This window comes from Formosa sp. S-31 (genome assembly GCF_051172795.1).
In the GTDB taxonomy this organism is placed as follows: Bacteria; Bacteroidota; Bacteroidia; order Flavobacteriales; family Flavobacteriaceae; genus Formosa.
The window spans coordinates 649,205-667,908 of sequence record NZ_JAENDK010000002.1 but is presented as its reverse complement, the minus strand read 5'-3'; the positions used below and the strand labels follow the sequence as shown (position 1 = coordinate 667,908).

The 18,704-nt window shown below is 38.4% G+C and carries 13 protein-coding genes; 11 read left to right on the top strand and 2 right to left on the bottom strand.

The annotated features are described in order from the left end of the window. Window positions 1-23: 23 nt before the first annotated feature. The gene (locus I3217_RS03235) at window positions 24-1,382 is read right to left on the bottom strand and encodes a Gfo/Idh/MocA family protein (RefSeq protein ID WP_435048293.1); all 1,359 of its coding nucleotides are present in this window, start codon (window positions 1,380-1,382) and stop codon (window positions 24-26) included. Window positions 1,383-1,649: 267 nt separating this feature from the next. On the opposite strand from I3217_RS03235, the gene I3217_RS03230 reads away from it, so the two are divergent. After that, window positions 1,650-5,738 carry a hybrid sensor histidine kinase/response regulator transcription factor gene (locus I3217_RS03230; RefSeq protein WP_435048292.1) on the top strand — a complete coding sequence of 1,363 codons (4,089 nt, stop codon included), beginning with the start codon at window positions 1,650-1,652 and terminating at the stop codon, window positions 5,736-5,738. A 10-nt stretch (window positions 5,739-5,748) separates the two neighbouring features. On the opposite strand, the gene I3217_RS03225 is transcribed toward I3217_RS03230, so the two are convergent. Further along, the gene (locus I3217_RS03225) at window positions 5,749-6,210 is read right to left on the bottom strand and encodes an Lrp/AsnC family transcriptional regulator (protein ID WP_435048291.1); all 462 of its coding nucleotides are present in this window, start codon (window positions 6,208-6,210) and stop codon (window positions 5,749-5,751) included. 174 nt (window positions 6,211-6,384) lie between these two features. Here I3217_RS03225 and I3217_RS03220 point away from each other — a divergent pair, with 174 nt between their 5' ends. From I3217_RS03220 to scpA, 10 genes are all read left to right on the top strand, one after another. Next, on the top strand, window positions 6,385-7,338 hold the full coding sequence (locus tag I3217_RS03220) for an NAD-dependent epimerase/dehydratase family protein (protein ID WP_435048290.1): 954 nt from the start codon (window positions 6,385-6,387) through the stop codon (window positions 7,336-7,338). 18 nt (window positions 7,339-7,356) lie between these two features. After that, on the top strand, window positions 7,357-8,559 hold the full coding sequence (gene kbl / locus I3217_RS03215) for a glycine C-acetyltransferase (protein WP_435048289.1): 1,203 nt from the start codon (window positions 7,357-7,359) through the stop codon (window positions 8,557-8,559). Window positions 8,560-9,002: 443 nt separating this feature from the next. After that, the gene (gene mce, locus I3217_RS03210) at window positions 9,003-9,416 is read left to right on the top strand and encodes a methylmalonyl-CoA epimerase (protein ID WP_435048288.1); all 414 of its coding nucleotides are present in this window, start codon (window positions 9,003-9,005) and stop codon (window positions 9,414-9,416) included. A gap of 38 nt (window positions 9,417-9,454) precedes the next feature. Beyond that, window positions 9,455-11,014, top strand: coding sequence for an acyl-CoA carboxylase subunit beta (locus tag I3217_RS03205; RefSeq protein ID WP_435048287.1), 1,560 nt, complete (start codon window positions 9,455-9,457; stop codon window positions 11,012-11,014). 2 nt (window positions 11,015-11,016) lie between these two features. After that, the gene (locus I3217_RS03200; RefSeq protein WP_435048286.1) at window positions 11,017-11,385 is read left to right on the top strand and encodes an OadG family protein; all 369 of its coding nucleotides are present in this window, start codon (window positions 11,017-11,019) and stop codon (window positions 11,383-11,385) included. A gap of 13 nt (window positions 11,386-11,398) precedes the next feature. Next, entirely contained in the window at window positions 11,399-11,824 is a 426-nt protein-coding gene (locus tag I3217_RS03195; RefSeq protein WP_435048285.1) for a biotin/lipoyl-containing protein, read from the top strand. Window positions 11,825-11,892: 68 nt separating this feature from the next. Next, complete coding sequence (locus I3217_RS03190) at window positions 11,893-13,221, top strand: sodium ion-translocating decarboxylase subunit beta (RefSeq protein ID WP_435048284.1); 1,329 nt, start codon at window positions 11,893-11,895, stop codon at window positions 13,219-13,221. 44 nt (window positions 13,222-13,265) lie between these two features. Continuing rightward, window positions 13,266-14,567 carry an acetyl-CoA hydrolase/transferase family protein gene (locus tag I3217_RS03185; protein WP_435048283.1) on the top strand — a complete coding sequence of 434 codons (1,302 nt, stop codon included), beginning with the start codon at window positions 13,266-13,268 and terminating at the stop codon, window positions 14,565-14,567. A 12-nt stretch (window positions 14,568-14,579) separates the two neighbouring features. Next, window positions 14,580-16,388 carry a methylmalonyl-CoA mutase family protein gene (locus I3217_RS03180; protein ID WP_435048282.1) on the top strand — a complete coding sequence of 603 codons (1,809 nt, stop codon included), beginning with the start codon at window positions 14,580-14,582 and terminating at the stop codon, window positions 16,386-16,388. Window positions 16,389-16,432: 44 nt separating this feature from the next. Next, window positions 16,433-18,565: a methylmalonyl-CoA mutase gene (gene scpA / locus I3217_RS03175; protein ID WP_435048281.1), complete on the top strand. Its 2,133-nt coding sequence runs from the start codon at window positions 16,433-16,435 to the stop codon at window positions 18,563-18,565. The last annotated feature ends 139 nt before the right edge of the window (window positions 18,566-18,704 follow it).

Here is an 18,704-nt window from a genome sequence, read left to right as displayed (position 1 = left end):
TTGGTGTTAGTATTTGTGGTTTATTAATAAGTGTCTTTCATCCAGTTGTAAGGTTTACGTTTTACCCAAAGTCCTCTTGTAAAATCCGGGAAGTCCTGTGGCTCGCCATTATTTTCAATAGAAGCTTCAGAAAGCGGTGTAATGGCGCTCCAGGCGGCGGCATCGTAGGCGTCTAATGGTGGAGCGATATTTTGTTTGGCAGATTCTATAAAGGCGTTAATTACGAAGAAATCCATACCGCCATGTCCGGCACCCATGGCTTTTTCGCCGTATTTTTGCCATAAGGGGTGGTCGTATTTTTTAAGCCATTCATCGGCATCATCCCATTTGTGAGGTTCCGATTTTCCTTCAACATAAATGCGATTCCCATCGACTTCCCAAAGTCCTTCAGTACCCTGAACTCTGAATCCTAAAGAGTAAGGTCTTGGAGAGTTACAATCGTGAGTAACTATTATGGTTTCCCCGTTAGCTGTTTCAATAGTACTGGTAATAATATCTCCTTGTTTAAATCTTAATTTGGCATTCGGGTGATTTTCTCCGGCGGTATCTACTATGTATTTGTGCAATCCGCGAGCTTTTGTAGCGTGAGATGTTAGAGATAAGAAGCGGTTGCCGCGATTTATATCGCACATGGCTGCAACGGGACCTACACCATGGGTAGGGTAAACGTCTGCATTGCGTAATAAGGAATGCTGTGTACGCCAGGCCGATTCTGAAATACCTTTGTCTCCAAATTCCGCACCTTTACCATAGGCTGTTTTACCGTCGTTGAATTTAACAAAACGTAAATCGTGCTGATATCCGCATCTGAAATGAAGCAGTTCGCCAAAGACATTTTGTTTTACCATATTAAGGACAGCCAGTACATCGCGACGGTAGTTTACATTTTCAAGAATCATAACATGAGACCCCGTTTGCTCGTGGGTGTTTACCAGATCCCAGCATTCTTCCATGGTATTGGCGGCCGAAACTTCCAATCCTGTATATTTTCCGGCTTTCATGGCATCTACTGCCATACGTGTGTGCCATAACCACGGGGTGGAAATAATTACGGCGTCTACAGTATCCAGAGCCAGTAAGTTTTTATAATCGTCATCAGATTTTCCGAAGACCTGTGGTTTTTTGAAACCGGCCTTGTCTATCATGTTAAGGGCGATGTCGGTACGCCTTTTATCGATATCGCAAATGGCAGTTATCTCGGTGTCTTTTCGTAATAAGATATTATTTAAGTGATTGGTGCCGCGTAATCCTACGCCTATAAATCCTATTCTTAATTTTTTATCAGCAGTATCTAAAATACCTCCAAAAGATAGGTTTGGAAGGAGAGAAATTCCTGCTCCCGCCAGTGCAGTTTTCTTAACAAAGTTTCGTCTTGAGTTCATTGTATCGTAAATTTATAGTCTCAAAACTGGTTATTATTGTCGGTATTTAAGCTGAAAATTTGCGCATTGTAGAGGAGGAAATCACATAAAATCAGGCGTTGACAAAATTTTACCCCTTTATGAATAATTTGTAAACCCTTGGTTGAGAATAATGCAGGACTTTGCGTTAAATTATTATTAATAAATTAATATTTTTACCTTTTTAGTGAACCTTGTTGTGCCAGATAATGTCACTAGTTTTAACCTACGTATTTTCAATTTTGTGTAATGAGCCAATTCAAACGCGCTTTTTCTTTAGTATTCTTTGTTTTATGTTTTAGTCATTCAAAGGCTCAGCATACTTATAATTTTAAAAAGATAGAACCTGTTTATAATAACAGTACAGTAGGTGTGAAACAAATAATTCAGGGCCCGTTTAATACAATCTGGATGGTTTGTGGCAGAGGAATTCTGGTTTACGATGGTTACGATTATAAACTTATACCGCATAGTACAATTTTTAAAGGTAGCCCGACGGGAGATAGTGTAAATCGTCTCGAAAAGGACGATACTGGTATTATCTGGATGCTTGCTAATAGTGGAAGACTATATCGCTATAATTTGGATGCAGGCACTTTTGACGTTTTAGACCACATGGAAAACGAAATGATGGTAAGTGCTTTGGCTATTCATAAAACGGATGTCTGGGTCGCAACGAATACCGGAGGTATTTATCGTTACAATGGCACACAGGTGGATAGCATAACCGCGGTGCCTAAACGACACTTTAAGAAATCGATTCAGAGTTTGGTTATTCACGATAATAAAAGTGTGTTTTTCAGTACGCAGGATGGTAGAATTTACGATTATAGTTTAACAAATGCCTCATTAAAGGAAATTGCCGGTGTGTTTACTGATTTTCCAGGTGGGTTAGTATTGGAAACTGATGAAAACAACAGGCTGTGGATTGGTACTGAAACCTATGGTTTATTCGTCTACGATCTCAACACAGGAAAATACATTCAGGATGATTTTTTTAAAGGCAATACCTATAATCTTGATAAGGAGTTGATTTTGAATCTGTTTCTGGATAGTAGTGGCTATATCTGGGGCGGAACCGATGGTGGTGGGATATATAAAATCAATTCGGATACGGGGAGTGTGGAGTTGTTTTCTTCCGATGATACTAATGCCTTTTCTTTAAGTAGTAATACAATTTTGGATATTACTGAAGACAAACATAAAAACATCTGGCTTACCCCGAATTACGGACAGTTAAATGTGTTAAGTCATACCAATCCCGCTATAAAGTACCATTCCGGTTCGGCGAATAATGTGCCTCAACGGGTATTGAGTATGTTAAAAAGTTCAGACGGTTCACTTTGGATTGGTACCGATGGGTCGGGCATTACCAGAGTTAGTCGTGACAAAAATAATCAAGTAGTAGATGAGCAGTTTTTTAATAATGTACTTAGAAATAAAGGATTTTATATTCAGTCTATAGCAGAAGATCAAAAACAGAATATCTGGTTTGGTACGTATAGAAATGGTCTGTGGCATTATAGTAAAACACAAAAGACGTTTAAGAAAATTGATCTGAAAAATTTAAAGCAGCATCACGCGACTGATGTGAGAGTGGTGTTTAGTGACAGAGCGGGAAGAATTTGGGTAGGATCGAATATAGGGGTGCATATTTATAATTCAGATTTTAATCTGCTGGCAAGTTTTGAGTATGGTTATAAGGGCTTGGAAGGTACTATAGTGGAAAGTATTTATCAGGACGATGCAGAGGGTATCTGGCTGGGAGCACATAATGGCGGATTTTTTCAGTTTCACGAACAGGAAGACGATTTATCGAATTCAGTATTTGAAAATGTTATCCCGGAATCCGAACAAAATAGAATGAATTATTTTATCCCTAAATCGATGACAGGGGGAGCAAATCATAGTGTATGGATGGTGAATTTAATAGGTAACCTAATTAAATTTGATACGAATACACATAAGTTTACCACATTTAAGAACAATGAAACCTTGAATAAGGCTGTGTTTTTAAGTGTGGTTTCTGAAGATGAGTATAATTTGTGGATGGGCTCGCTGGATGGCGTTAATCATTTAAAATTAAAAGACACGTCTTTAGTAAGCTATTATAACTCTGATGGTTTTGAGGATAACACGTATATGAACCGCAGCGCTTACAAGGATCGGGACGGGCAAATTTACTTTGGAAGTGTAAAAGGGGTAAATTATTTTATGCCAGATGCAATAAGAAAAACCGAGGCACACCCAGAGCTTTATGTTAATAGTATAGAGGTGCTTAATCAGCCACTGGAGTCTGTTCTGTCTAAAGAAGTGTATAAAAATGTATACAGATTATCGCAGTTAAATCTCGACCATAATCAGGCTTCGTTTTCTTTCAGGTTTTCGGCGATCGACAATGTGTTAAACCATAATTATGTTTATGCTTATCGTTTAAAAGGTTTCGATAAAGACTGGATTGCTAGTCATCCGGAACGCCTGGCGACCTATACGAATATATCTCCCGGGAATTACGAATTTGAAGTCAAGGCAGGAACGGTAAAAGGGATTTGGGATATTGAGCCAAAAACCATTAAAATTACTGTAAACCAGCCCTTCTGGAACAGTCGGTGGGCTTATATGATTTATCTAGCACTATTGGTAGCACTGGGCTTTTTTGTGCGTCGCTGGTATGTATTCAGACGCCGAATGCTTATGGAAAAAGTGCTGTTTAAAAAAGAACATGAATTACATGATCTTAAAATGGATTTTTTTACTAAAATGTCTCATGAAATTCAAACACCCATAACACTTATTCTGGGGCCTATAGAAGACATGATGCGGCGGGCGGAGAAAAACGGAAATTTACTTTTAAAACAACGCTTGCATATTATAGAAAACAACGCCAAAAGATTGTCTAAAATTGCGCGTGATTTAACTCTGGTTCGAGATAAGGAATTGAAAACTTTACGTCTGGCAGTAACCAAAAACAATGTATTTAATGATATAGAAGATATTGCCTTATCGTTTAGAGAACTGGCGAGAAAGAAACAAATTGATTTTGTGGTGAATTGTCCGCAAAATCTTTCCGAGGCCTGGTATGATAAGGATAAAATAGAACATGTAATTTACAATCTATTATCTAATGCTTTTAAGTTTACCCCAAAAGACGGTAATATACAGTTAACGGTATTGCCTTTTAATGATAAGCGAACCATTAAAATACAGATAACCGATTCCGGTCCGGGAATTTCCAAGGAAGAGCTACATAAAATATTTAAAATATTTTATCAGTCGGAAATTGGTAAAAAGCGAAAAGGCTCAGGTATAGGATTGGCACTTACTAAAGAACTTATAGATTTACATGCCGGAAGTATAGAGGTAAATTCTTCTGCAGAAGAAGGTACTTCATTTCTGGTAGTACTGCCAATATCAGAATCGGATTATAAGGAAGAAGATAAAATTGTTAGTAGCGAACCGGAAGTGGAGGAGCTGCCAACAGCGATAGATATACATACGGTACAGCCTGTAAGAAGTACAGAAATAGACGACAGTAAAAAAACGGTATTGATTGTAGAGGATAATTTAGATCTGCAGGAATTCCTGAAAGAACTGTTAATTAATGAGTACAATATTTTACTGGCCGAAAATGGAGAAGAAGGCTATCATTACGCCAAAAGTAATTTTCCAGATCTTATTATTAGCGATATCATGATGCCGGTTATAGATGGTGTGGCTATGTGTAACATGTTACAGAAGGATTATTTAACCAAACATATACCTGTTATATTGTTAACGGCTAAAAATTCGATAAACTCTAAAATCAGCGGTCTAAAATCCGGGGCAATCGAATATATTAATAAACCATTTAATACTAATGAATTGTTATTAAAGGTGCGCAATATAATATCGTCTAAAGAGCATATAATTTCGCAGTACAGAGCAGAAGCTATTAGTAACCCTGAAGTGACAATTCAAAAGAGCAAAGACGAGGTGTTTTTAGAAAGCTTAATGTCTGTTTTAAATTCCAGATTGACAGATTCCGATTTAAAAATGGAAGAATTGGCGGATGCTTTGAATATGAGTTATTCAAGCTTTTACAGGAAATGTCAGGCTTTAACGGGACATAGTATTATCGATTTTGTACGATTAATTCGCTTAAAAAAGGCAGCCGTTATATTAGCAAAGTTTGGTTATACTATTTCTGAAGTCGCATTCATGGTCGGGTTTAACGATCCGAAATACTTTTCAAAATGCTTTAAAAAGCAGTTCGGAAAGACGCCTAAGGTATTTTCCAGCGAGGCTCAGAAAGAAGGTGTAGATGCTTGTTTAAAGCGCCATAATCTTTCGGAAGTATAATTACAGGAGTTTAGATGTAAAATTCAGAAGTCTGTTTAATATCTTTCAAAACAAAGGTACTGTTTAATATACCGATGTTTTCTATTTTAGATAGTTTGTATTTTACAAAGTTGTGGTAATCCTCCAGACTCTGAGTATTTATTTTTAAAATAAAATCTACTTGTCCGGCCATGTGGTAGCATTCCTGAACTTCTTCCAGACTCTGAATCTGTTCTTCAAACTTTTCAATAAAGGCCTCATTATGGTAGCGCATAGACACCTGGCAGATTGTAGTTACAGAGCGGTCTATAAGTTTTTTGTCTAATATAGCTACGTATTTTTTTATAAATCCCTGCTGTTCCAGACGTCTGATGCGTTCGTAAACGGGCGATACGGTTAGGTTCAGTTTATTAGCGATTTCCTTAGCCGTTTTTTTAGAATCTTTCTGTAATATTCTTAAAATGGTTTTGTCTACTGTGTCTAACTGTTCCATGATGCACTAAAAATTACTGAAGCCTTATATTAAAGTAATGTTAAAAAGTAAAATTAGCTAAAATTTTGAGTTTATCAGTAATTATTACTTAATAATAATAGATATTTCTGCAAAAGTATTGTAAAAGGTACTTTTGTAAGTGTATTGTACTATTTATAATTACAAAAATATAATATGGAAACAGTGGTTTTAGTTATTGGAGCAAATGGTCAGTTGGGCTCTGTTTTAGTAAAAGCCTTACAGGATAAGTTTGGAATAAACAATGTAATAGCTTCGGATTTAAGATATCGTGACGGATTCAAAGGGCAGTTTGAAATAATTGATGCAACGGATTTTGAACGTATTCAAGAGGTGGTTGAAACCCATAAAGTAACTCAGATTTATCACCTGGCAGCGATACTCTCGGCTAAGGGCGAAGAACATCCGCTACAGACCTGGGATATTAATATGAAAACCCTGTTTAATGTGCTGGAAGTTTCAAGATTAAATAATATTGAAAAAGTGTTTTTCCCTAGTTCTATAGCTGTTTTTGGCGATGGTGCTGTAAAATACGAGACTCCTAATACGGCTTATTTAGATCCGGCTACGGTATATGGTATCAGTAAAGCTACAGGTGAGAACTGGGCGCAGTATTACTTTTTAAGATATGGTCTTGATGTACGATCTCTGCGTTATCCTGGCGTTATAGGTTATCAGTCTTTACCAGGTGGCGGAACGACCGATTATGCTGTGGATATTTTCCATAAAGCCGTTTTAGGTGAACCATTCCAATGCTTTTTGAACGAAGATGCCACTTTACCAATGATTATGATGGAAGATGCTATTAGAGCAACTATTGAATTAATGGATGCCCCTAAGGAAGCCATAAAGACACGTACATCGTATAATCTGGCAGGGACGAGCTTTTCTCCGGCAGAAATCGCAAATGAGATTACTAAGATTTATCCCGATTTTAAGATTGAATATGCTCCCGATTTCAGGCAGCAGATTGCAGACAAGTGGCCAAACTCAATAGATGATACAGCAGCTCGCGAGGAGTGGGGCTGGCAACCGGAATTTAACCTGGAAGCCATGACAAAAACCATGATTAAAGAACTTAAAGCTTACTATAATTTAATTCCAGCTTAATTTAAAATTTCAGATACTATGTATTCAAGTATAAAAAACGATTTACAACACGAATTAGAAACCTTAAAAGCCGAAGGACTGTATAAAAACGAGCGTGTAATTACTACGCCGCAGCGTGCGGAAATTTCTACCACTAAAGTAGAGAATGTAATTAATTTTTGTGCCAATAATTATTTAGGACTGTCGTCTCATCCTGAAGTACTGGAAGCAAGTAAGGCAGCTATCGATACTCATGGTTTTGGCATGTCTTCGGTTCGGTTTATCTGTGGGACTCAGGATATTCATAAGGAATTGGAGCAAAAAACAGCTGCATTTTTAGGAATGGAAGACTGTATTTTATATGCAGCAGCCTTTGATGCTAACGGGGGTGTTTTCGAACCTTTATTATCTGCTGAAGACGCTATCATTTCCGATGCCCTGAATCATGCTTCTATTATAGATGGTATTCGTTTGTGTAAAGCACAACGTTTTAGATATAATCATAACGATATGGCCGATTTGGAAGCGCAGTTACAACAGGCTTCAGGCGCAAGACGAAAATTAATAGTGACAGATGGTTCTTTTTCTATGGATGGTACTATTGCTCAACTGGATAAAATCTGTGATTTAGCCGATAAATACGATGCACTTGTTATGGTTGATGAGTGCCATTCTACAGGTTTCCTGGGGAAAACAGGTCGTGGGACACATGAATACCATAATGTTATGGACCGTATAGATATTATTACCGGAACTTATGGTAAAGCATTAGGAGGAGCTTCCGGTGGGTTTACAGCGGCGCGAAAGGAAATTGTAGACATGTTGCGTCAGAAGTCAAGACCGTATTTATTTTCTAATACAGTAGCGCCTGCAATTGTTGGTGCCTCTATTAAGGTATTGGATATTTTAAGTGCATCAACACATTTACGCGATAAATTAGAAGAGAATACAGCTTATTTCAGAACTAAAATGACCGAGGCCGGATTTAATATTATTCCGGGAGAACACCCTATTGTTCCGGTTATGTTGGAAGAAGCACCTTTAGCTCAGGAATTCGCAGCCCGATTACTGGAAGAAGGTATTTATGTTATCGGTTTCTTTTATCCGGTTGTACCAAAAGGTAAAGCCAGAATACGCGTACAGATGTCAGCTGGGCATGAGCGTCATCATTTAGACAAAGCGATAGCAGCCTTTATAAAAGTAGGACATGAGCTAAACGTAATTTCAGCTCCGGTTTCTTAATAAGGTCTAAAATATAAGGAAACATGTGTTTCCAAAGCAAAACGAAGCACCATACTCTTAATTTAAGATTATGGTGTTTTTTTTGTTCAATAAGGGCATAAACCGTTCGTCTAATTGTATTTAGAACTCTGATTTTAATGAAATACTATCATTTTTAAATTAAGGTAATAAATGCGGGAATTTTGAATATTTATCGGATTTTGTGTTTAAAATATGGGGTGAAAGGAAAAAAATGTGGGGTAAAATTTCAATTTCGTAATCTTATTTGTAAGAAAAATCTTATTTTAAGAAAATTTTATTTAAGAAAATTAGCTTACTATTACGTTATAGTTAAAGTTTTCTTAACGAAAAACATATAATATGACATTCATCATAACTTAACTTACGAACCTATAATAGCTTTGATAGAGTAAAAGAAATAATGAAATAAAAAAATATAAATCATGGATATTTCACACATTGAACATATTGGAATTGCTGTAGAAAACTTGGAAGAGGCAATTGCGTATTATGAAGAAATTTTGGGTATGAAGTGCTATGCGATAGAAGAGGTTGTTGATCAGAAAGTGAAAACAGCCTTTTTTTTGGTAGGTACTAGTCAAACAAAAATTGAATTACTGGAAAGTACGTCTCCAGATGGGCCAATTGGTAAGTTTATTGCCAAAAAAGGACCTGGAATTCATCATATAGCCTTTGCCGTTGATAGTGCTACTAAAGCGCTACAAGATGCCGGCGACAAAGGGGTACAATTAATAGATAAGCAATCCAGAAAAGGAGCAGAGGGTCTTAATATAGGCTTCCTTCATCCTAAATCTACTCTAGGGGTGCTTACAGAATTATGTTCAAAAGACGAGTAAAACACAATAGGTTGATCATTTTATAAACTTAAAATCAGATGGCAAATCAAGATAAAATTAACGAGTTAATAGCAAAACGTGCAGAGGCCCGTTTAGGGGGTGGAGAGAAACGTATCGATTCTCAGCACGCCAAAGGAAAATTAACAGCTCGCGAACGTATAGAAATTCTGTTGGACGAAGACAGTTTTGAAGAATTCGACATGTTTGTAACCCATAGAACCAAATCTTTTGGTCTGGACAAACAACAGTATTTATCGGATGGGGTAGTTACCGGGCATGGTACTATAGACGGTAGAATAGTGTATGTGTTTTCTCAGGATTTTACCGTTTTTGGAGGGTCTCTTTCCGAAACCTTCGCTCTTAAAATTTGTAAAATCATGGATATGGCCATGAAAATTGGTGTACCGGTAATTGGATTAAATGATAGTGGTGGAGCCCGTATCCAGGAAGGGGTGCGTTCGTTGGCGGGATATGCCGAAATTTTCCAGAGAAACATCATGGCTTCGGGAGTTATACCTCAGATATCTTCCATTCTGGGACCTTGTGCCGGAGGGGCGGTGTATTCACCAGCCTTAACAGACTTTACGATAATGACAGATCAAACCAGTTACATGTTTGTAACCGGACCTAAAGTAGTGAAATCGGTAACCGGAGAAGATGTATCTACAGAACAACTGGGAGGCGCACAGATTCATTCCACTAAATCGGGAGTGTCACATTTCCTTGCTGAAAATGACGAAGAAAACTTAATGTTGATACGTAAATTATTAAGCTATTTACCATCTAACAATCTTGAGGAGCCACCAACAGTGGAATGTTCAGATCCTATAGACCGATTAGACGATGTGCTTAACCATATTATACCGGAAAACCCGAATCAGCCTTACGATATCCTGGATGTGATTTCTACCTTGACCGATAATGGTGAGTTTCTGGAAGTACACACCAATTATGCTAAAAACATAGTTGTAGGTTTTGCTCGATTTAACGGACACTCTGTGGGTATCGTTGCCAATCAGCCTAAATTCTATGCCGGAGTATTAGATTGTGAAGCTTCCAGAAAAGCAGCCCGTTTTGTGCGTTTCTGTGATGGTTTTAATATTCCGTTAGTGACTTTAGTGGATGTACCGGGATTCTTACCGGGAACCGGACAGGAATATGCTGGTATTATTTTGCACGGTGCTAAATTACTGTTTGCCTATGGCGAAGCAACAGTGCCAAAAGTAACCATTACTCTTAGAAAATCTTACGGTGGAGCTCACGACGTTATGAGCTGTAAACAATTAAGAGGTGACCTTAACTACGCGTGGCCAACGGCTGAAATTGCAGTTATGGGAGCTAAAGGAGCCGTAGAGGTTCTAGAAGGTTCTAATATTAGAAAAATAGAAAATCACGATGAGAAATTAAGTTACATCGAAGAGAAGGAAAATGAATATACAACCAAGTTTGCCAATCCGTATGTGGCAGCGAAATACGGTTTTATAGACGATGTGATTGAACCGAGAAATACACGATTCAGAATTATTAGAGGTCTGGAGCTTCTTGCCAATAAAAAAGAGGTTAATCCGCCTAAGAAACATTCAAATATTCCACTGTAATCATGAGCATACCATTAAACATTAGTACGATAGACGAAGGCTATGTTATCTTAATAACAGGGTTGTTTATTGTGTTTTCGGGACTCTTAATTCTAACCCTGTTCTTTAAGTTCGGGTTACCGTTAATCTTAAACTTTTATAACAGTTTAAAGCCAGATAAGCACAAAAAAACAGTCACTTCGGAACCGCAGCCAAAATTTGAAAGTAAGGATTTTACCGGAGAAGTTGCGGCCGCCATATCACTGGGAATTCATTTGTATCTAAATGAACAGCACGACGACGAAAATGCCGTGTTAACCATTAAAAAAGCCCGAAAATTATACTCGCCTTGGAGTTCAAAAATTTACGGGGTGTACAAAAACAGAATTTAAGAACAATTAGGTCATGAAAAATTTCACATTTAATATAAATAAAAACAGTTATAAAGTTAGAATCATTTCTCACGAAGATAACACCATAAACCTGGAAGTAAACGGGACGAAATACGAGGTAGAACTCGACGAAGATATCAAAAAACAAAAAACACCTGTACTGGTTAGAAGACCTTCTTCCAGCAATGCAGAAAAGCCTAAGGTTGTTAATCCGTCTTCAGCTAAAAAATCGGGAATTACAGCGCCAATTCCAGGGGTGATTATGGCATTGAATGTTAAGGTGGGCGATAAGGTTACCGAAAATCAGCAGCTGCTGGTGCTGGAAGCCATGAAAATGGAAAACAGCATTATGTCCGATAAATCAGGGACGGTTTCTGCCATCCATGTCAGTGCAGGACAGCAGGTACTTCAAGGCGATGTTATGATAGAAATTGAATAACAAACAGCCTTGACTTAACAAAAACACAATGTGTAATTAAGGTATCAATTTGCCCAAAAACAAAAACAATGAAAAAATTAATGTTAATATTTGGTGTGTTGTCACTCCTGTTATTTATTAAGCCTGTTTTAGGTCTTAATACCAGTAACAGTACGATAACCACCACAGCAGTATCTACCTTAAGTCAGGATGATCAGGAAGCATCCGACGAAAGTTTTATATCTGAAGCGATAGACGGTATTAAAACATTTTATGCGTATACCGGGTTTGCTAATGCGCAATCCGGGAATATTCTTATGATTGTTATAGGTATCGTATTTATTTATCTCGGAATTAAATTCGATTACGAGCCTTTGTTGTTAATCCCTATAGGAACGGGAGTTATTATAGGGAATATTCCCTTTGTTATGGGAAACCAGACAGGGATATACGAAGCCGGATCGGTGTTAAATTATTTATATTTTGGGGTGGTAAAAGGGATTTACCCGCCACTGATTTTCCTTGGTATTGGTGCCATGACCGATTTCTCCTCTTTGATAGCTAATCCTAAACTGATGCTTTTGGGAGCAGCAGCACAAATCGGGGTATTCGGAACCTTTTTAGGAGCGCTTTACCTTGGATTTAATTTACCGGAAGCAGGTGCAATAGGAATTATTGGTGGAGCAGATGGTCCTACTGCTATTTTCCTTTCTTCGAAACTCGCCAACGGTGTTAATCTGTTACCCGACGGGACAACGGTTAAAAACCTCATAGGTCCTATAGCTATCGCTGCCTATTCTTATATGGCTTTAGTGCCGGTAATTCAGCCACCGCTAATGAAGTTATTGACGAATAAAAAGGAGCGTTTAATTAAAATGAAACCGCCTAGAGCTGTGTCTCAAAAGGAAAAGATGATTTTTCCTGTGGCCGCTTTACTGCTTACCACATTTATTTCTCCAAGTGCTTTACCGTTACTAGGAATGTTATTCTTCGGGAATCTTTTAAAAGAATCCGGAAGAACCGAGCGTCTGGCAGAAACAGCAAGAACAAAACTTATCGATATTGTAACCATTTTATTAGGAGTTACCGTTGGGGCTTCAACTCAGGCAGATATCTTTATCACTAAGGATTCCATGTTAATTTTTGGATTAGGAGCTATTTCATTCGTAATAGCCACTATGGGCGGATTATTATTCGCAAAATTCATGAATCTTTTCCTTAAAAATGACGATAAAATTAATCCGCTTATTGGAGCAGCAGGAGTTTCTGCAGTACCAGATAGTGCCAGAGTGGTACACGCCGAAGGTTTAAAGGCCGACCCAAGTAATTATTTGTTAATGCATGCCATGGCCCCTAATGTTGCCGGGGTAATCGGTTCTGCAATCGCAGCGGGTATTATCTTGAGTTTCCTGTCGTAACCCTCAATTAAAAAAGAATCGATACAAACTAAAACTTAAAAGTCATGACTATACCAAATTTAAAAACAGCCGACCAAGCCGTAAAACTGATACAATCGGGAGATACCGTTTTAATTCAGGGAGGTTCTGCTACACCACAGACTTTAATTAAAGCCATGGTGGCCAGAGGACCGGAATTAAAAGGGGTAGAAGTAGTACACTTACATACCGAAGGAGCCTGTGGTTATGTGTCGCCTGAATTACGTGAAAGCTTTCATACCAGCGCCTTTTTTATTGGTGGAAACATCAGAAAAAGTATAGGAGATACAGCTGATTATATTCCAATTTTCTTAAGTGATATCCCAAGTTTATTTCGCGAAGGTTATATGAACCTGGATGTGGTAATGGTAAACGTATCACCACCGGATAAGCACGGGTTCTGTTCTTTAGGTGTTTCGGTAGATATTGTAGTAGCGGGTATTGAAACCGGTAAAACCATAATTGCTCAGATAAATCCTAAAATGCCGAGAACTTTTGGTGATGGCATTATTCATATAAGTAAATTCGATGCTTGTGTTGAAGTAGATGAAGAAATTTACGAAATGCATTTTGTAGACCCTTCTAGAGAAGAAGAAACTATAGGGAAAAATATAGCAGGAATTATAGAAGACGGAGCCACCTTACAAATGGGAATTGGAGGTATTCCAAATGCCGTTCTTAGATATTTAACTAATCATAAAAATCTGGGAGTCCATACAGAAATGTTTTCGGAAGGTATTGTGAATCTGGTTGAAAAAGGAATAGTAACAGGAGCCGAGAAAAAGCTTAATCCGCATAAAATTGTGTCCGGGTTTGCTATGGGAACTCGTCGACTTTACGATTTTATGGATGATAATGCAGAGATTGAAATGCTGGATATAGGATATGTAAACGACACGTCCATTATTCGACAAAACCCTAAAGTAACAGCTATAAATTCGGCGATAGAAATAGATATTACCGGTCAGGTGTGTGCCGATTCCATCGGAACCAGGATGTTTTCGGGAGTTGGTGGACAAATGGATTTTATGAGAGGAGCGGCCCTTTCTAAAGGCGGAAAACCAATTATAGCCATTACTTCAACAACTTTAAAAGGCGTCTCTAAAATAACACCAATATTAAAAGCAGGTGCTGGTGTAGTTACTACCAGAGCACATGCGCGTTATGTGGTAACAGAGTATGGCGTGGCAGAACTGTTTGGTAAAACCTTAAAACAACGCGCTGAAGCTTTACGAGATGTAGCCCATCCGGACCATAGAGAAGCATTAGATAAAGCCATTTTTGAACGTTTTAATAGATGGCAATTAGCAAATTTAAAAGTGGATTAAAACATTAGCATTATGAGTACTCAGAATAATACACTTTTTTCCGATTTCACTCCTGTAAGTAAACAGGAGTGGCTGGAAAAAGTAAATATAGATTTAAAAGGGGCAGATTTTAATAAAAAACTGGTTTGGAAGACCCTGAATGGGGTCGCATTTCAGCCATACTACAATCAGGAAGATCAACTTCAGCCTTTACCTAATACAGGAGAAAACGTTAAGGCCTTTATTAATTACAGAACAATTCCTGTAACTTCGGCTGAATCGGCTAATCAGGCAGCGTTAAAGGCGATAGAAGAAGGACTTACCGGACTTATTTTTGAATTAACAACTCCTGTTGAGGTTGATGAACTGCTTCAGAATATCGATTTAAATACTATTGCCCTAGCTTTCGAAATGGAACCTAAAGTACTTAAATTCGCTTCTGCATTTTTTAATTATGCACAGGAGCATTTAAGTCATCCGGAAAACCTTCGCGGGTATTTCGATTTGAAGTTAATTTCAGATTATGTGAGTCATGGAGGTGACTTGTCGGATAAGTTCGAAGCGCTTAAAGCTTTAATAACTTTAGGTAAGGATTACCCTAATTTTAAAACCTTGTCGGTGTCGGGAACGAATTTTTTAGATGCCGGAGGGAATCAGGTTCAGGAAATCGCCTACACTTTAAGTGCTGTGGTATTTGTTTTAAACAATTTGCTGGAAGACAATAAGGAAGCCGAAACTATTTTTAATGATTTAAATGTGCAGTTAGCCATAGGTTCGGAATACTTTGTGGAAATTGGAAAATTCAGAGCGTTTAACAGCTTATTGAATGAAGTGGCCAAAGAATTTGGTGTAACGGAATTCAAACATACTGTAACGGCTAAAACTTCAGTGTGGAGCAAATCGGTAACCGATGCGGAGACCAATTTGTTACGAGCCACTACCGAAGCCATGTCAGCTTTACTTGGTAATGTAGATGGTATCTTAATCGATCCGTTCGATAAGGAGTTTAAAGAAACTTCAGGTTTCTCTAACCGAATTGCAGGTAATATAGCAACCATATTAAGGGAAGAATCGTATTTTGGAAAAGTAGCAAATCCTGTAGATGGTTCTTTTTATATCGAGGAAGTTAGTGCTAAAATAGCAGGGCAGGCTTTGGTGTTGTTTAAAGCTGTAGAAGATCAGGGTGGATTTTATAAGGCTTTTGAAAACGAATACATACAAGAGCAGATTGCAGAAATACGTCAGACAAAAATAAAACTGTTAAGTCAGCGCAGATTGGCCATGGTTGGGGTAAATAAATACCCTAATTTAATGGAAACTCTGGACTCAGATGTGTTGTCATCGGGAGTAGAATCATCAAAATATTTAACGCCAAGACGTGCAGCGTTAGAAATTGAAACACTACGAAAAGTAACCGAAGATTTAGTCCAAGCTACCAATAGCCGACCAGTAGTTGAACTTACGGGATTTGGTAATCTGGCGATGCGTAAGGCACGTGCCGGTTTTGCTTACGACTTTCTGGGCGTTTCCGGATTTGAAGTGTGGCAGGAAAAAAGCTACAATACGGTAGACGAAGCGGTAGAAGCCAGTGCTAATTCGGCATCGCAAGTTGTGGTTATTTGTAGTTCAGATCAGGATTATGAAGACAGTGCTTTATCTTTTGTAGAAAAATTTAGAGCAATTAATAAAGATAAAGTACTTTTATTAGCTGGTAATCCAGTGTCAATCATTGAAGGGTTAACCCAGGCTGGTTTAGATGGTTGTATTCATTTAAAATCAGATGTAATTACAAGTATTTCAGGGGTGCAGAATAAGGTAAAACAGGCCTTAAAAGTGCATTAACTGATGTGTTGTGTAAAACCATTCATTAACAAAAACGTTTACTCATGAGACCAGATTTTTCAAATTTAACATTAGAGCATACCAAAATAAAAGAGACGACACCTTCCGAAACAGAAACCGTTTGGGAAACACCGGAAGGCATTCCTGTAAAATCGCATTTTAGCAAAGAGGATATTAAGGATGCAGAGCATTTAGGGTTTGCTGCAGGTTTACCACCATTTACCAGAGGGCCTTACAGTGCTATGTATGCCTTAAGACCATGGACTATTAGACAATATGCCGGTTTCTCGACTGCAGAAGAGTCTAATGCATTTTACAGAAGAAACTTAGCTGCGGGGCAAAAAGGATTGTCTGTAGCATTCGATTTAGCTACGCACCGTGGTTACGATTCAGATCACCCAAGGGTTACCGGAGATGTAGGTAAAGCCGGGGTAGCTATCGATTCTATATTGGATATGGAAATTTTATTCGACCAGATTCCTTTAGATAAAATGTCCGTTTCCATGACGATGAACGGAGCCGTGTTGCCGATTATGGCGTTTTATATTGCGGCTGCGAAAAAGCAGGGAGTGGCATTGGATCAGTTGAGCGGTACCATCCAAAACGATATTTTAAAAGAGTTTATGGTGCGTAATACTTACATTTATCCACCATTACCATCTATGCGTATAATCGGGGATATTTTTGAGTATACAACCAAGTACATGCCGAAGTTTAACTCGATCTCCATTAGTGGTTATCACATGCAGGAAGCTGGAGCAACGGCTGATATTGAATTGGCATATACTTTAGCTGATGGTATGGAGTACATTAGAACCGGTTTGGCTTCAGGTTTGAAAATTGACGAATTTGCACCGCGTTTATCCTTTTTCTGGGCGGTGGGAATGAATCATTTTATGGAAATTGCCAAAATGCGTGCAGCACGTATGCTTTGGGCTAAGATTATCAAGCAATTCAATCCTAAAAACCCGAAATCCATGGCTTTGCGAACGCACAGTCAGACTTCCGGGTGGAGTTTAAGTGAACAGGATCCGTTTAACAATGTGGCACGTACCTGTATTGAAGCAATGGCCGCAGGGCTTGGAGGAACACAATCTTTACATACCAATGCTTTGGACGAAGCGATTGCCTTACCAACTGATTTCTCGGCACGTATAGCGCGTAACACTCAGATTTATATTCAGGAGGAAACGCAGATTACAAAATCTGTAGACCCTTGGGCAGGTTCGTATTATGTGGAGTATTTAACTCAGGAAATCGCTAAAAAAGCCTGGAAATTAATAGAAGAAGTAGAGGAACTTGGCGGTATGGCCAAAGCCATAGAAACCGGTGTGCCTAAAATGCGCATTGAGGAAGCTTCTGCCAGAAAACAGGCCCGTTTAGATTCCGGCCAGGATATTCTTGTAGGAGTGAATAAATTTCAAACCGATGAAAAATCGAATATCGATATCCTGGAGGTAGACAATTCTGTAGTAAGAAATTCTCAGATAGAACGATTAAAAAAATTAAAAACAAACAGAGACCAAAGCGTGGTAGATGCCAAGTTAAAAGCGCTATCATACTGTGCTGAAAGCGGAAAAGGTAATTTATTGGAATTAGCCGTTGAAGCTGCTGAAAATTTTGCAACTTTAGGTGAAATTTCCGATGCTTTAGAAGCGCATTTTGGTCGCCATAAAGCGGATACTAAATTAATAAGTGGCGTGTATAGTAAAGAAGTAAAAAATGATGCCGTGTTTAAAGCTGCTCAGGCCTTATCTGATAAATTTGCAGAAATCGAAGGCCGCAGACCACGGGTAATGATAGCCAAAATGGGTCAGGATGGACATGATCGCGGCGCTAAAGTCGTGGCTTCCAGTTTTGCCGATTTAGGTTTTGATGTAGATATGGGACCGTTGTTCCAGACACCGGAAGAAGTAGCGAAGCAAGCCATAGAGAACGATGTACACTTTGTGGGAGCTTCCAGTCTGGCTGCTGGCCATAAAACGCTTATTCCGCAGTTAATTGGTGAACTGGAGCGTTTAGGACGACCAGATATTATGGTGTTTGCCGGAGGTGTAATTCCGGAGCAGGATTATCAATATTTACTGGATCGTAAGGTCGCAGCTATTTTTGGTCCGGGTACTGTAATTGCAAAATCGGCCATAACGATAATGGAAAAATACCTTGAACAGGAATAAATTTTGATTAGGAAACCATTTTAAGGTTCGGTTTCTAACCAAACCCCCGGGACTTCCATGATTGGTTCCGGGGGTTTTTAGTATCTAATTATTTATAAAGCTGTAGTAGTAGTAATATGCTTGGTAGTAGTGACTTAAT